The sequence below is a fragment of the Rhizobium sp. 01N424 genome (assembly GCF_056399485.1).
In genome coordinates this window covers 147,619-161,414 of sequence record NZ_JBFTRK010000010.1, presented here as the reverse complement: position 1 = coordinate 161,414, position 13,796 = coordinate 147,619, and the positions used below count along the sequence as shown (strand labels likewise).

General features: G+C 56.1%; 13 protein-coding genes and 2 pseudogenes. 7 read left to right on the top strand and 8 right to left on the bottom strand.

Going from position 1 to position 13,796, the window contains the following annotated elements:
* Positions 1-76 precede the first annotated feature (76 nt).
* From AC1DNK_RS23050 to AC1DNK_RS23040, 3 genes are all read right to left on the bottom strand, one after another.
* Positions 77-484, bottom strand: a complete 408-nt coding sequence (locus AC1DNK_RS23050; protein WP_477943504.1) for a hypothetical protein — start codon at positions 482-484, stop codon at positions 77-79.
* A gap of 296 nt (positions 485-780) precedes the next feature.
* Positions 781-1,197 (bottom strand): SyrB-like regulator, encoded by a 417-nt coding sequence (locus tag AC1DNK_RS23045; RefSeq protein WP_477943503.1) that lies wholly within the window; start codon positions 1,195-1,197, stop codon positions 781-783.
* A gap of 824 nt (positions 1,198-2,021) precedes the next feature.
* Entirely contained in the window at positions 2,022-2,165 is a 144-nt protein-coding gene (locus tag AC1DNK_RS23040) for a hypothetical protein (protein WP_162702813.1), read from the bottom strand.
* 333 nt (positions 2,166-2,498) lie between these two features.
* Between AC1DNK_RS23040 and AC1DNK_RS23035 the strand changes: the two are divergent.
* Both AC1DNK_RS23035 and AC1DNK_RS23030 read left to right on the top strand, forming a co-directional pair.
* Positions 2,499-2,985: pseudogene (locus AC1DNK_RS23035) on the top strand (metallophosphoesterase family protein); the annotation flags it as partial.
* A 185-nt stretch (positions 2,986-3,170) separates the two neighbouring features.
* Positions 3,171-3,866: a hypothetical protein gene (locus AC1DNK_RS23030; RefSeq protein ID WP_477943502.1), complete on the top strand. Its 696-nt coding sequence runs from the start codon at positions 3,171-3,173 to the stop codon at positions 3,864-3,866.
* A gap of 101 nt (positions 3,867-3,967) precedes the next feature.
* On the opposite strand, the gene AC1DNK_RS23025 is transcribed toward AC1DNK_RS23030, so the two are convergent.
* Positions 3,968-4,321 carry a response regulator gene (locus AC1DNK_RS23025; RefSeq protein WP_477943501.1) on the bottom strand — a complete coding sequence of 118 codons (354 nt, stop codon included), beginning with the start codon at positions 4,319-4,321 and terminating at the stop codon, positions 3,968-3,970.
* 320 nt (positions 4,322-4,641) lie between these two features.
* On the opposite strand from AC1DNK_RS23025, the gene AC1DNK_RS23020 reads away from it, so the two are divergent.
* Positions 4,642-5,640, top strand: coding sequence for a GAF domain-containing sensor histidine kinase (locus tag AC1DNK_RS23020; protein WP_477943500.1), 999 nt, complete (start codon positions 4,642-4,644; stop codon positions 5,638-5,640).
* A gap of 18 nt (positions 5,641-5,658) precedes the next feature.
* A pseudogene (locus AC1DNK_RS23015) lies at positions 5,659-5,844 on the top strand (sensor histidine kinase); the annotation flags it as partial.
* Positions 5,845-6,016: 172 nt separating this feature from the next.
* Here the strand turns inward: AC1DNK_RS23015 and AC1DNK_RS23010 are convergent.
* Positions 6,017-6,421, bottom strand: coding sequence for a GFA family protein (locus AC1DNK_RS23010; protein WP_477943572.1), 405 nt, complete (start codon positions 6,419-6,421; stop codon positions 6,017-6,019).
* 939 nt (positions 6,422-7,360) lie between these two features.
* The gene (locus AC1DNK_RS23005) at positions 7,361-7,738 is read right to left on the bottom strand and encodes a response regulator (protein ID WP_442208187.1); all 378 of its coding nucleotides are present in this window, start codon (positions 7,736-7,738) and stop codon (positions 7,361-7,363) included.
* Between the two features lie 545 nt (positions 7,739-8,283).
* Between AC1DNK_RS23005 and AC1DNK_RS23000 the strand changes: the two genes are divergently transcribed.
* The 3 genes from AC1DNK_RS23000 to AC1DNK_RS22990 all read left to right on the top strand — a co-directional run bounded on the left by AC1DNK_RS23000 (position 8,284) and on the right by AC1DNK_RS22990 (position 10,109).
* On the top strand, positions 8,284-8,499 hold the full coding sequence (locus AC1DNK_RS23000; RefSeq protein ID WP_477943571.1) for a cold-shock protein: 216 nt from the start codon (positions 8,284-8,286) through the stop codon (positions 8,497-8,499).
* An 864-nt stretch (positions 8,500-9,363) separates the two neighbouring features.
* Positions 9,364-9,708: a hypothetical protein gene (locus AC1DNK_RS22995; protein ID WP_477943499.1), complete on the top strand. Its 345-nt coding sequence runs from the start codon at positions 9,364-9,366 to the stop codon at positions 9,706-9,708.
* Between the two features lie 218 nt (positions 9,709-9,926).
* Positions 9,927-10,109, top strand: coding sequence for a hypothetical protein (locus AC1DNK_RS22990; RefSeq protein ID WP_477943498.1), 183 nt, complete (start codon positions 9,927-9,929; stop codon positions 10,107-10,109).
* Positions 10,110-10,313: 204 nt separating this feature from the next.
* Here AC1DNK_RS22990 and AC1DNK_RS22985 read toward each other — a convergent pair whose 3' ends face one another.
* Both AC1DNK_RS22985 and AC1DNK_RS22980 read right to left on the bottom strand, forming a co-directional pair.
* The gene (locus tag AC1DNK_RS22985; protein WP_477943497.1) at positions 10,314-11,009 is read right to left on the bottom strand and encodes a DUF1684 domain-containing protein; all 696 of its coding nucleotides are present in this window, start codon (positions 11,007-11,009) and stop codon (positions 10,314-10,316) included.
* A 358-nt stretch (positions 11,010-11,367) separates the two neighbouring features.
* Complete coding sequence (locus AC1DNK_RS22980; protein ID WP_477943496.1) at positions 11,368-13,029, bottom strand: alpha-amylase family protein; 1,662 nt, start codon at positions 13,027-13,029, stop codon at positions 11,368-11,370.
* Positions 13,030-13,796 lie beyond the last annotated feature (767 nt).

Sequence of the window (13,796 nt, the reverse complement as noted above, 5' to 3'; positions counted from 1 at the left end):
CCTCCTGCCTAGCCGATCGTCAGCGTAGTCTGAATCAATCTGTTGAGCCAGGATTGATTAAGGCGAGACGCGACCCTTATCTGCCATCGAAGCGGGAAAGCATGGTTCTCAATTGGTCGTTCTGTGTTTCCAGTTTTTCGGCAAGTGTGGCCCTGAGCTGTTTGATATCATCATCCAAGCTGAACACTGCGGTGACATATTCCCCCCGCTCGTCGCTTGGCGGCGGCTCAACCAGTTTGGCTGGGGCTTTGGCCCCTGCTGACTTCAAGGAGACCCGAGACGGCTTGGCCGCTTTCTTCTTAGTTCGAAGATCGTAGGTAGGTCGAGCATTGCTGATCGTTAGCGCGTCCCCAGAAACTTGATGCGTATCCCGGGGCTCATCCGCTACCTCCATGTCCGTCGGCTGTTCAGTCACCGCAGAGTTGTCGGATGATACGTGGTGGGCCGAGACCTTGACGACGACGCGCTCATGCTCGCGTACCATCGCGCCTGCAATCGGGGCGGCCTGTGTGGTCCTCACCTCGTCAGAGGCAACGCTCGACGAGGCCTCTGCGCTAGGGGGGATTGCCGGCTCTTGGGTTAGTTTTGCAGCTTGAGCCGGGGCCTTAGACCTAAATTTGGAGATAATGTTCCATGGCGACATCGACGTTCCCTCTCGTTTGACGCGCCAATATACGCGGCGCAGAGACCGGATCGGAAAGTCCGATCGGGCGAACGATTCTCTACATGGAGTTTAACCGATGGCGGATGCGAAGCAAACCATCCGCCATCGATAGGCGATCACTTCAGTCCAAGACGGCTACGAAGATCCGCGTTCTCAGCGCGAAGCTTTTCTGCCAGCGATTTGCGGAGGCGCTGGTTTTCCTCTTCGAGCTGGAGAAGTTCCGCGAAGTCGTCGGCCAAAGGAGATATGGCCGCTGTTGGATTCGTCGAACGGTTTGGCCCGCGTTTGCCTGTCGTTGGGCTTGCTGCTGTGCGCTTACCGCGGGTCGCTGTGGCGCTGGCAGCTGTCGGCGATGCGGCAACCTCGGTGCGCTTTGGACGACCACCACGGTTTTTCTTAACTGGCTCCGCAACCGTTGCAGCTGCCTTCGCATCCACCTTTTTGGCACGCGGTGCACGTTTTTTCTTTGCCGGGGCTTCCGGCGCTACAGCGGCTGCGTCTGGAGCGATGCTTGGATTGTTTTCGTCGGCCATTGGCGTGTCTCCTGTTTGGCAATCTCGTTGTCGTTTGTAGATTCGAGGCTGTCAATATCGCATGCGATTCTTCAGCATTAGAGCATAATGCCCAATGTAGTCTGCAATTGTCTTGATGGCACTTTGGCGAACTCGCATCGGCACCGGATGTCGGGTGACAATGTTGAGTACGATGACCCAGGACACTGCGCCGCCTGACGCGAACGCGCCTGTCAGTGCACCCAACGTTTGTCGGATTTTAAGCCCGAACGTCGTTCCAAAATCACGACGAATGCCGCGCCACGCGCCAGAAGCAGGTAAGGGACAACTTGCCCGGCCCTCGTTTAGATTTCCAGCAAATACAGAAATGCGAAGGCGGAAGGAATGGCAAGCACGACAGAGGTGGCACCATTGATGCCGCCGCCGTTTATACCACGCCGCCTATAGCACCGCCCACTGATTGCTAGGTGAAGGTTTCCCAACGTCCACGGGACTGCGCTCCTAATTACCCTGTCAACGCACGGGATCGCCGTTCTATTGAGGTGACCGAAGTGCTCAGAATCGAGAATAGGACGCTCTTGCTCGGCTCTCCGATAGACAGTCAATTCGCAAAGGAGCACGCCTTTTCCGAATACACGGTCTTCGTATCGTCAATGTAGCACAATTCGACGAATTTCGAATTGATCAGATCGGAGGCCCTTTCGGATTGAGCGATTGAGGGCCCAAAGATCAATGTTGCGACGATCGTCGGCGCGGACGTCATCCACCTCGTCTATTTAGGTTTTTGGAGCTCGCGCAGACCATACAAACTTCAGTGGAACTGGCCCGCAAAGGAAAGCCCTGGCTTAGGCTACCCGCCTCCGCTCGGCCTCCGCCTTGATAGCGGCGTCCTTTGCCATTTTGATAAGGTAGACGACAAACGGTTGATCGCTGAGTTCGGCGAGTTTTTTGGCTGCTTCAAGATGGTCAATCAGATGAACCTGCGACATATAAACCTCCGTTGCAAAGAGCATATTCAGCTTTACTAATGAAACTCAACCAAGGCTTACTATGCGGGGTTTGGTCCGGCACCGTACAACTACAGAGGCTGCGGGTAACGTCTGTGCTGCTGGGACCGGCGGCCGCTCGGACGGCCCTACTTTGACGCAACGACAGCGGACGAAGATACAATCGAACTGCAAACATCTTTGTGCGCGCAAACCTGTTGGCGTAACGGCTCGTGCGCTACCTAGATACTGCGGTCTGTTTTATAGCGCGCTTGCTGCGTCAGAACCAACATGGGCTGCTGTCGACGTCCGAACTCAGAGCGCCAAATACTGCGGATGATGTTTTTCACCGGCGACACACATTTCGGCGGTCAGCGTGTCCTCCGTCTGGATCGAAGGCCTTTCTCCAACATGGAGGAACGCGACGCAGCGCTCATCCGGAACTGGAATAAGACGGTCGGCTCCCAAGACGAGGTCTGGCATCTTGGAGACGTCATGGCGGCGAAGGCCGGCAGTTGCAACGAACTCCTAAGGAAGCTCACGGCCACAAGCACCTGATCGTCGGCAACAACGATCCTGAGACGACGACGCAGTCGCGAGAAGGGGATAGCGTGCAACACTATGCCGACCTCCAGCAGGGCGGTCACCACCTGATCCTTTGCCACTACGCTTTCCGGACATGGAACCAGATCGTAAAGAAGTCTATAGATCTGCTCGGCCACTCGCATGGGCAGTTGAAGCCCGTTTTCCGCCAATCGACGTCGGAGTTGGCGCGCAAGGGCTGCGTCCAGTCACCCTCGATGTGATCCTTCGGAGAAGTCGGTGGCCGACGAGAAGTGAGATATCGTTGAGGACGATTAGCACGCGAGACGTCGGAGGACGAAAGCTGCCGGCGACGATTTTTACAGGCTGTGGCGCCATTGCGGCTAGTTATCGTCTGGCTTCGGTTAAAGTCGGAACATTCAACGCGCGTGCTCGTTCGCTACTAACCAAAGAGGAGGAGCATTCATGACCAACGTCTACAACGAAAGCGCGCCCGTATACGCGGGTGACCTCGCCAAAAGTACTTTGACAGCATTCTTTGACAGCCGGAGCAACGCCGAGACTGCCATCGAAAAGCTGAGGTCGGCAGGCCTTGCCGACGTCCGTCTGATGCCGGGCTACGAGGCTGACGGCGAAAACGCTGCAAGCGAAAGGGAAGGTTCCGGATTCTGGGCCGGGCTTGCCGACTGGTTCTTTCCCGACAATGACCGCGACGTCTATGCCGAGGGCCTTCGTCGCGGCGGCTTTCTGGTCTCCGCTTCGGTCGACAACAGCAACTACGACACGGCGCACGACATACTTGACGATGAGGGATCGATAGACATGGACGAGCGGGCCGATCTGTGGCGCGCCGAAGGCTGGTCGGCCGGCGGATATAACCAGCAGGCTGTAGCGTCCAAGGAGGACGTGTTCCAGGCTGATGCGACCGCTGGCAGCGCGACCGGCATCGGCCGATACAGCAGGAGTTCCAAAGCGACTTCGCCAAGGGTTCGCGGATACGATCTTGCTGAAGACGTTTCGAGCGACGTTGTCGACGACGTTATCCCGACCGGCCACCAACGCGACGTGTCAGAGGGCGACCGCAATGCTAACGAACGGATGTCGCAAAGCCAGTCGATTGACGACTTACGGCAGAGCCAGAGCCTGCCGGGCAGTCGCTGAGGCAGAAGACTTTCGAAGCCGCGCACGGTCAGCGCGGCCTCGTAGGACTGTATCTGTAAATGCGTTCGAGTTCCGCTGCCTTTGATGCCAGCGAGCGGCGACTATGCGGCGAGCCCGATCAAGGTTTGAGCCAACTCCTTCCGATTGTATGGCTTTGTGAAGAAAATTCCGCGCTCCGGCATCTGGTGGAGGAGCGGTTGTGTCATCGCTGATACAATTAGTATCTCAATCGGCGGATATCGTTCACGTACGGCCGTTGCGAACACGAGGCCATTCATCGAGCCCGGGATGTCGATATCCGTCCAAACTATTTGAATACCGGGCTGCGCTTCCAATAGCCGAAGAGCGTCGTCCGCGTTGGTTGCTTCGAAAACCTCGAAACCAATATCTTCGACAAGGTCCAGCGCCATCATCAAAAGAAGCGGCTCGTCTTCAACGACTAATACTTGGATCACCGGATTCTCCCCTTTAAGTAGTGCGAGATACCAGCCCGGAAGGGAGTTCCATAGCTTAATGACCATAATCGAAGGATGGCATTATCGAACCTGAGGTCGCTGTCTGCGGCGTTCCGCGACCTTGAGCCTCTGGGCCGCTCAACATCCACGCACGATGCGACGGCTTTACTCGCCACTGGATGAAAGTAGACCCTTGCTGCCGAACAAGCCTCACGTCGTCTCGAATTCAGTGAAACCCGCGCAGAAACCCGGCACACGAGCGCTTTCAAAAGTGTTGGGGAACACCATATTCGCAGTATTATTAGTGTTGGGGCGGCCAGGTGAACGAAGACTTCCAAAAAGACATCGATAAAGTCCAGCGAATTTCCGCGGTTCCATCGATACTCGATGTCGTTTGCCGATCGACCGGAATGGGGTTTGCCGCCGTAGCCCGCGTCACGGAAGAGCGATGGATCGCATGTCAGGTCTTGGACAATGCCGATTTCGGGTTGCCGGCGGGTAGTGAGCTGAATGTGGAGACCACTCTCTGTCATGAGATCCGGCAGCATCATGAAGTCGTCGCCATCGACAATGTGGCTGAAGACCCGATCTACAGTGACCACCACACACCGCGGATCTACGGCCTCCAAAGCTACATCTCGGTGCCGATCATCCTTCCCGACGGAACTTTTTTCGGCACTCTGTGCGCTATCCACTCCAAGACAGCGAAGGTCAACAACCCCGAGACAATAGGTACCTTTAAGCTATTCGCAGAACTGATCGCCTACCATCTCGACGCCAGTGACAGGTTAGATGCTGCACAAATAGATCTTGACTACGAAAGAAAGCAGTCTGAGCTGCGAGAACAATTCATCGCCGTGCTCGGCCACGATCTTCGCAACCCGATCGCCGGCGTGGACGCCGGGATCAATCGGCTTCTACGTCATGGCTGGACCGATAAGTCGCCACAACTCTTACGCATGATGAAGGCAAGCCTGGTGCGCATGGCGGCACTGGTAGACAATGTCATGGACCTGGCGCGCGCGAGGCTCGGCGGCGGGATCAATCTTGACTTCGATCCCGACCGAACCGTTGGGGACACGATCGAGCACGTCGTTCAGGAGTTCAAAATCGCCCATCCCGAAAGAGAGATCGAGGTGTCGGTGGAGATCGAAGCTCCGCTGCGGATCGACCATGCGCGAATAGGACAGATGTTCTCCAATCTCCTTGGAAACGCCCTAACGCACGGTGCGCCAGACCATGCCGTGCGGGTGAAGGCAATCACCACGGATGACAAATTCGAGTTAAGCGTCGAAAATCGTGGCGAGCCAATTCCGTAGCAATCTCTCAATAAGCTTTTCCAACCTTTTGAAAGAGCAGAGGGTTCGAAGGGTCAGGGGTTGGGGTTGGGCCTCTTTATTGCTTCAGAAATCGCCCGCGCCCACGGAGGGACGTTGGGGGTTCTGTCCGACGAGAAGATGACTCGCTTCAGCTTCTCCATGCCCAACGAGTTTGATCCCGTTGCAAGATTGGCTCCGAAATGAGCGCCGTTGGACACCAAGGCATTGCTGGCACCGTTCAGGCTGCTCGTGGCCGCCGGACAGATACCGCGCCCACTTCCCTTTCTGGACGTTAGACACCGAGGCAGATCGCATTGGGCATCAATCGTTACGATGCTAGCCCACCGTAACTTGCTCGCAAGTGCAAACCTCGGATTTAATCACCGCTGTATCGAGGCAAGGACCGAATATCTTGGGCCCAAGAAAGCTCTGATGAGCACCAAAACTGTGCGCTTGGCCTGAGATCTTGCCGCTGCGTTATGGTCCCAAGCCGGATTCCAACCTGATTGGCATCCTCGAGTTCGCCGGTCGTATAGATCGGCGAGCCGCAGTTGGAGCAAAAGTATTGCATTCTTCTGCGGCCGTTAGCGGCGGTCTTCACGTACAGCGTTGGATGGCCAGAAGTTAGGCGGAAGTTCTCACGTAGGGCCGTTACAGTCACGCGGTACGCGGCACCCGTGAGCCGCTGGCAGTCGTTACAATGGCAAATCGTGACGTCCTGGGCTTGGACCTTAGCGACGTACATGACCTGTCCACACTGGCACGCGCCGTCGATGTCGATATGCATCTCATCTCCAACAACCCATATCCTTGGCGAAATAGGGGTTGAATGCCAGATTTCCATGTGAGTGTGTCAGATTTTGAGATCCCCTCAAGTAAAAATCGGAGTTCTTTGGATCACATGCAATCCCAACGAACTCAGTGGGACCGAAAGGCGTGGCGGGCACCTTGGCAACACCAAAAACACGCACTACATGCGTAGTGGGCATGATGACTTCCCTCTTCGTCGTCTTGTCCGCTCCTATGCTCAATTCCCGAGCACAATTCAGCGCCACCTCCCAGCGGCGCTATTTTTTTCCTTGAATTCTGGGCTATTCGGATTCCCGTGTGGAATTGCCAGCGTCGAGCGGCCGATCCTGAGCGGACAGGTTTGTGGTTGTGCTCGATTTTCGCCGGCGTTTGACGGCGACGAGGTTCCCGGGGGTCGCAGACGGACACCACGTCACGCATCGTACAAAGGCCTTCGTGAGAAACAGGATAGCGCCAATGCAGCGGTTTATGGGTTCACACCCGAGGAATTAGCAAGCCGCTACGCGAGCAAACCAGTGTCGACTTGGTCTTCACTTCACGTCGTCCCACGGTTAGTCAGTGCGCTCGACAAAAATGTAGACTTAACATGATGATGCAGAGATACCTTTTGACGTTGCACCGACACAACCGGCGATCCGCAGCGGTCTTTCCACGGAAGCTAAACTCATAGAGGTCTTGGCCGCGGAAGATCTGCCATCCATCATGCCGCCTGACTGGCTTGTTGCAACCATGCAAATGGATATCAAGGGAGCGGCATCGCAATCCACGATTCTAGTTTGGACGCCATCAACATGTGGACGCTTGAACTAAAAGTGGTCGCGTGATGATGGTCGGTGCGGCCCAATTTAGCCGCACCGCGTAGAAGGCAAATCGCCGTGCATATCTGGCTTCAGAAGCCCCAAGACGCGGTCTACCAGTCTGCAGCGACGTTCAAGGCCGTCTTTGACTTCGTGTCTGCCTTCGCCAAGCTCTGGAGAATTCGCTCGTCCGAAAACGGCTTCCCGATCACGTCGACTGCGCCATCCAAGCCATGACCAACCTCTCGGGGGGTCCCGGTGACGAAGATCACTTTCGTGCCATAGCGGTCGATCAACCTTCGGGCCAAGGCGGCTCCACTCAACCCATCTGCCAGACCAAGGTCGACCAAAGCGGCCTCGACACGAGGGGCGTGAGCGAGCGCCTGTTCCACTGTGGAAACTGGACCAACCGTAGAATGCCCGGCGTCCGTAACAATCCGCTCAAGCTCCATAGCAATGAGCGCCTCATCTTCAACAATCAAAACCCGCATATTCTCCTCCTGGACATCCGACGAGTTAGGTCACGTTTCATGCCCGTCGGTTTGTTCACGGGTTTTTGACGGCGAGCCAGCGGCTCGATGAGGGGATGTGTGACCGCTGGCAATGATAGGAACCGACTCTCCATATGCGGCGCTCTAAGCCCTACCTTTTAGCAAGGCTGTCGCCGAAGCCTTCCCGCCCAGCTGCCCGTCATCAGCCCTGCCTGGAGCAAGGTTGCTTGCATAAGATGTAGCTCATAAACGTGGAGCCGCGCGATGCAAATTGTCATAGACACCATGTCGTGCGTTGATCGTAGAACCGATCGATTGCGACGGCGTTGTGCTGACTGTTCGGCGCAACGCGAGGGATATCCGAATTCCACTCTCCGCTATTGCAGACTGGAGCCCGATAGGCGCTGATCAAGGATCGCTTCCGCTTGATCGCTGGATCAAACGACGAACCGATGTCGTTTGCTTGTGAATTTGTTTTTATGGTTGCAGGCTTCCAAAAGCCATTGCATGTTGCTGCCCGTAAAAATGCCGAGGGGAACAAAAAAATGGCAACAGGTACGGTCAAATTCTTCAACATGGACAAGGGGTTCGGCTTCCTCACCCCGGATGGCGGCGGAGCGGATATCTTTGTCCACATCTCCGCGCTTCAGGCGTCCGGCATCCAATCCCTGCGCGATGGTCAGAAGGTTTCGTTCGATACGGAGCCTGACCAGAGGGGTAAGGGCCCCAGAGCCGTCAATGTGCAGCTTGAGACCGCATAAGGCTGTATGCCTCTGCGGTGCTGCCACAGAATTCTGTCGCAAGTAAACGGTGCCTTAGAAAGATAATCTTGGTCGGTTTCGGCACTCTACAACTACGCTTCGGAATTGAAAGACGGGGGATTGGGCGTCTTCAAGCCAAGGCGAACGCTTTGGCCTGATGCCCATGAAAGTGCAAAATGAATGCCTGCAAAATCCTGCTCGGAGACCTTGCCCAGCTCGGTCACCCGAACGATGTATCTGTCTCCCCGAAGGATGAGATCAACAGCCGACTGTTTCATTTTTCGTCCCATGATCAGTGGAAATACAGTTTCGTGCGTCGGGATCGTGCGAACCACTAAGTTTGGCGCGCTTCGCCCAACGCAGCCAGCGACTCGCTTTTGATTGTATATCCGGCCTGCAAAAGGCCGAAGAGGCGTGATACCAACGAGCACCCCTCCAGGCTGTTCGGACTGACGCGGTGAGTTTCACACCACTCAGCCATGGCCTCAAATACCGGTGTCACGTCATCACTGAACGAAATCGCGCAGAATAGCTCCGACATAGATCGCCCTCCTTGTTCGAGGAGCGAGAGCTCGTATCAACTCCCAAGCGGCCGTTGCCATTGCATTCCAGCCGACGAACAAACATACGCTTATCGGTGGATGCCGCCAATTAATTTTGACATGGTACGGTCTCCGAAATTGCCCCACCTCAGAAAAGACTCTGAACTCTGCCGTAACGTCATGGTCAACGCGCTAGTTTGGGGATCTTCATACATCGGAGGACAAAAAGTGAAACGGATCGAGCCTCGGCGTACAATTTTGTCGCAATATCGCCCATCGATAGTGGAAAGCTAACTAACCGAAACCAAGTCCGGAGTTGCCGATGTCCGACAAATCCTGCCCAGTCCCAACGCCCGAAGAGCGAAAATACATCGAGATCAAGGACGCCGCAGAGCGCGCGATGCTCGACAAGGTTTTCGCGGCTATCAATGATGCTGCCGCGGAGGTCGCGGACAGATTTAGAGAGGCCGGACTGGCGTTCGAGCCAACAAGCGCCGACTATTTTAAGTTCACGGTCCAGCAGGTCATGTTCGTGAGCTTGAGCGGGGGAGATCCCGACACTTTGAAGGGCGGCGATGCCGAGATCGGCCAGCGCATCGTCAACAACGGTCAGCATATTATCGACCACTACTGGCGGAGCGCTGGCGAGATAACTGACGGCGGCTAGAGCCTTGGCGTCATCTGTTCCGGCATGAAAGCCATATCCTCTTCTACTGAGCTACCGCGCCGCTTCTCCACGAGGGGCCTGATGTCCTCGGTAGTCACGTAACGGAGCCTGTCGGTCCCGGCAGTCGCAGCGTCGTATATGACATTCGCAACCTGTTTGCTCGTCGCCAATCCACGGTTCTGGGCCTCAGCAATTGCTGGCCACTTTGTCGACCGCAGATGACTGACTTTGGTCTCACCGAATACCGCCGCAGAACTGGTCTCTACACCACGGTCACCTTGGAGCCGGGATCGGTGATGGTCGTTCACACGGAAGGCGAGGAACCATACGCTGACATCGTCACCACGATGCCAACGCGGGGGATCGTGCTAACCAGCATCGACCACCGTTGTCCGCGCTGACGGAACATCTTGATCTCAGTCGATCGACTGCCGCCCGCCCTGAACGGTTGAAGGTCGGAGGATTGCCTCTTACCGCTTGAATGACGCTCTGAACGGCGTTCACTGCCATCATCGCGTTGTAGGACTTGGCTGGAACCGTGCATCCGCATGCAGGTCGCTCCGTGAAATATACACCCTCTATGACTCTCAACCTGTTTCCGGACCCTATCCCCAACGCTCCCCGCCCCGCACCGCGCCTCTTAGGCGATTGCCCGACGGTGCCAGTGGGCAGACGTAACGGCTGGAGTACGAGCAGGACGGGAAATAAGCAAAGTTGAAGTCGAGAATGGCGCTTCCGTCCGGGCGCAACGTACCGAGGTCGGCGCCCTTGATCGTATCGAGAAGGTAGCGCCCGCCTCCGTAAGTTTCGTTGCCTGAGGTGGCGTCGGTGAAAGGTAGGAATACTCCGCCGCCGTAGCCCTCGATCCAGTAAAGCGTCAGTTCTCCTCCGAGCACATCCTGTAACCCGCCGGTACGTGCGAAGGCACGCATGGTCAACTCGCCATCAGCGCCCGTCGCAACGGTGATCCGTTCCTCGCGTGTTTCCTCGAGGCGAACAGTCAGACGAAGCGAAGGATCATAAGGAAACATTGCGGGGCCTCGATAACCTTGTCGGTCCTGGGCCTCGATGGGTGATTGGGGATGCCCCCGGAACAATTGGGAACGGGTGTCGCACCACGTTTGCCAGGCGATCGCGGGGTCTTCGCTCGTTCGGATATTACAGTAGAGATCCGCAATGGTTTGCCGCCACTCCCACAGTTGCTCGATCGAGTTCACCGGACGCTCCTTTTGTAAAACCTTGCCTTCGCCGCCCGACCCGGTGGTCGTCGCGATCACTTGGGACTGGGCTTCATCAAACATAGGAACGGCCATCCGAAAGCCAACCGGATTCCCGCTAACTTCGGGTCTGGTCCAGACCAAAAAAATATGGCTCATAAAGCGGGAGAGGTTTGCCGGCGGCTTTGGCGAAGGCGCGACCGCTATCGCCCCCTAAATCCCGTGATGCTACGCGAGACCTTAGAGCCAGCGCAAACACGTCGATGGCTATTCCTTTTGGCAGTAGTTCGGAATCTCTAGTTACAACGTGGCGGTGTTCTCAAAAGAAGGCCTGTCCACACGAAGATCCGAATAGCTGATCAGCGGCGATCAAGGTCATCGGGCGATTGCATTCGTCTTCGGCTATGGTCTGTATCTCGTCATGGGCGTCCGTTGACGCTCTTTAGACTTCGCTACGCTTCAAAAGGTAGTCCAGGCCGCCGGATCGATACCAACGGAAGCCGTACGGCTCGAGCACCATTCGATGCTTCCCGCCTTGGTCGATATGGCTATCGTGGCCGTCGAGAATGTCGATCAGCGCCGACGCGTCCTCGTTTCCTTCGATCCGGAAACTGATCTCGACAGGCTTGTCGTGGAAGCTGTGGATAATCGCCAATACGTTCCTCTTCCATTCGTAACGCAGGATCAGGACGCCGGGATCACCGCAGTCAATGACTGTAAATTCGCCCCATCCGATCTCAGGTGCCTCTTTCCGCATGCGGATCATCCGCTCCGTCCAGTTCAGCATGGATTCGCTGTCTCGGCGCTGGAAGGCGACGTTGACGTGACCGTATCCATATGGCCCATCGGAAATGACCGGTAGGACAGGCTTGTCGGCTTTGGTGAAACCTGCCTGTGGTTCGTTGGACCATTGCATCGGGGTGCGCGCGCAATTCCGCTCGGGAAGCGTCAGGTCATCGCCCATTCCGATCTCGTCGCCATATCGAAGGACGGGCGTGCCGGGCAGCGAATACATCAGGCTGTAAGCCAGCTTGAGCCTGCGAAGGTCACCCCCAATCATCGGCGCGAGCCTGCGCCGAATGCCGCGGTCGTATAGCTGCATGTTCTTCTCTGGCCCGAAAGCGGAAAACACTGTTTGCCGCTGACTTTCCGTGAGCCTGCCGAGGTCAAGTTCGTCATGGTTCCTCAAGAACACGCCCCACTGCCCGGTCTTCGGCAGGTTTCCAGTGTCACGCATCGCTTTGACAAGCGGTCGAGTATCAGCACTTGCCATTGCATAGAATAGTGCTTGGTTGACATGGAAGTTGAACATCATCTGCATTCGGTCGCCGTCATCGCCGAAATATTCAAGGTTTTCCTTTGGCACGACATTGGCCTCGGCGAGAATGATGCTGTCGCCCTTCCGCCACTGAAGAAATTCACGGAACGCTCGGAGCATTTCGAACTGCTCCCTGGGTTTCTTAACGTCTGCTCCCTTCTCGGCGATGACGAAAGGCACGGCGTCCATGCGAAAGCCCGAAACGCCGAGCTGTATCCAAAAACCCATAATTTTCAGAATTTCAGCCTGGACAAGCGGGTTCGCGGTATTCAGGTCGGGTTGGAAATCGTAGAAGCGGTGGAAATAGTACTCGCCGGATTGCTTGTCCCGCGTCCACGTTGACTTCTGGACCCCTGGAAACACCATCCCTTCGTCGGCGTTTTCCGGCTTCGTCTTCGACCAAACATACCAGTCTCGGTAACGGGAGTCCTTATCCGCCCTTGCCTCCTTGAACCAGGGGTGCTCGTCGGACGTATGGTTGACGACGAGATCGATGAGAACGCGAATGCCCCGTTGTTTTGCGCCGTGAGTGAACTCGACAAAATCACCGAGCGTGCCGTAACGAGGATCGACGTTATAGTAGTCAGACACGTCGTAGCCGTCATCTCGTCCTGGTGACGTTTGGAAGGGCATGAGCCATATCGCTGTGATGCCAAGGCCCGCCAAATAGTCGAGACGGCGCTGCAGCCCCTGGAAATCGCCGACGCCGTCACCGTTCGAGTCCATAAACGTTTCGACCGACAAGCAGTAGACAACGGCGTTCTTGTACCAAAGATCGTTAATCATGCGTGTTGCTCCCGCCACCGAAGATGGTGACGGAAGCGCTTTAGAGCCCGAAAGGTTCCGAGCGCACGCGCGGAGCAGTTCCTATCGGTGAGTGTCTGGCGACTACATCTTTGAAGATGCGACTATCTGCCTCGTTACTCGCCGAAGGTCACGAGGCCGTCGATGTCGATTGCCCATGTTGGATTATATGCCATCTCCCATGCGTGGCCGTCGGGGTCGTCGACGTACCACGAAAGCCCCCGTGGACGGGCGCGTCACCTTTGCGGATGAGCGTTCCCCCAGCCTGCACCACCTTTCGACGAGCGGCTCCACTTCGTCCTGTCTGGGGAGGTTGTGCGAAAGCGATGTTGCTTCTGGACCGGGACCAGCCTTGCGAGAGATGTCGTCCTCAAATGGCTGAGCATTGCAGTGCAGGACGACTACCTCATCGACGATGGTTTCCAGTCGATGGAACACCAACGCAGCGATCAGTGTGCTCTGCCAGCAGAATTGCCCCGCCACAAATCATGATATGGTAGAATCGACTACAACTTGCGTGTTGATGACGGGTGGACGGACTCGGCGGCAGCGATCTTCATAAAAGCCTTCTCCCATAAGGGTCTCTCTCTGTAGCCCGTTCGCCGCTAGGGACAATTTTATGACTGCACACTAGACGCTCTGGTGGCCCAACTAGCGAATGCAACACTAATTGAGGTGATTTCGAAACAGTGACAGGTCGGATTTGTCGTCTCATTGTACCCGAGGGACTGCCTATCCGGTGCCGCGTC

What these genes read in the sequence shown, in the direction of transcription:
- AC1DNK_RS23050 (WP_477943504.1), bottom strand. Translation starts at nt 484, where the DNA reads ATGGTACGCGAGCATGAGCGCGTCGTCGTCAAGGTCTCGGCCCACCAC.
- AC1DNK_RS23045 (WP_477943503.1), bottom strand. Translation starts at nt 1,197, where the DNA reads ATGGCCGACGAAAACAATCCAAGCATCGCTCCAGACGCAGCCGCTGTA.
- AC1DNK_RS23040 (WP_162702813.1), bottom strand. Translation starts at nt 2,165, where the DNA reads ATGTCGCAGGTTCATCTGATTGACCATCTTGAAGCAGCCAAAAAACTC.
- AC1DNK_RS23030 (WP_477943502.1), top strand. Translation starts at nt 3,171, where the DNA reads ATGACCAACGTCTACAACGAAAGCGCGCCCGTATACGCGGGTGACCTC.
- AC1DNK_RS23005 (WP_442208187.1), bottom strand. Translation starts at nt 7,738, where the DNA reads ATGCGGGTTTTGATTGTTGAAGATGAGGCGCTCATTGCTATGGAGCTT.
- AC1DNK_RS23000 (WP_477943571.1), top strand. Translation starts at nt 8,284, where the DNA reads ATGGCAACAGGTACGGTCAAATTCTTCAACATGGACAAGGGGTTCGGC.
- AC1DNK_RS22995 (WP_477943499.1), top strand. Translation starts at nt 9,364, where the DNA reads ATGTCCGACAAATCCTGCCCAGTCCCAACGCCCGAAGAGCGAAAATAC.
- AC1DNK_RS22990 (WP_477943498.1), top strand. Translation starts at nt 9,927, where the DNA reads ATGACTGACTTTGGTCTCACCGAATACCGCCGCAGAACTGGTCTCTAC.
- AC1DNK_RS22985 (WP_477943497.1), bottom strand. Translation starts at nt 11,009, where the DNA reads ATGTTTGATGAAGCCCAGTCCCAAGTGATCGCGACGACCACCGGGTCG.
- AC1DNK_RS22980 (WP_477943496.1), bottom strand. Translation starts at nt 13,029, where the DNA reads ATGATTAACGATCTTTGGTACAAGAACGCCGTTGTCTACTGCTTGTCG.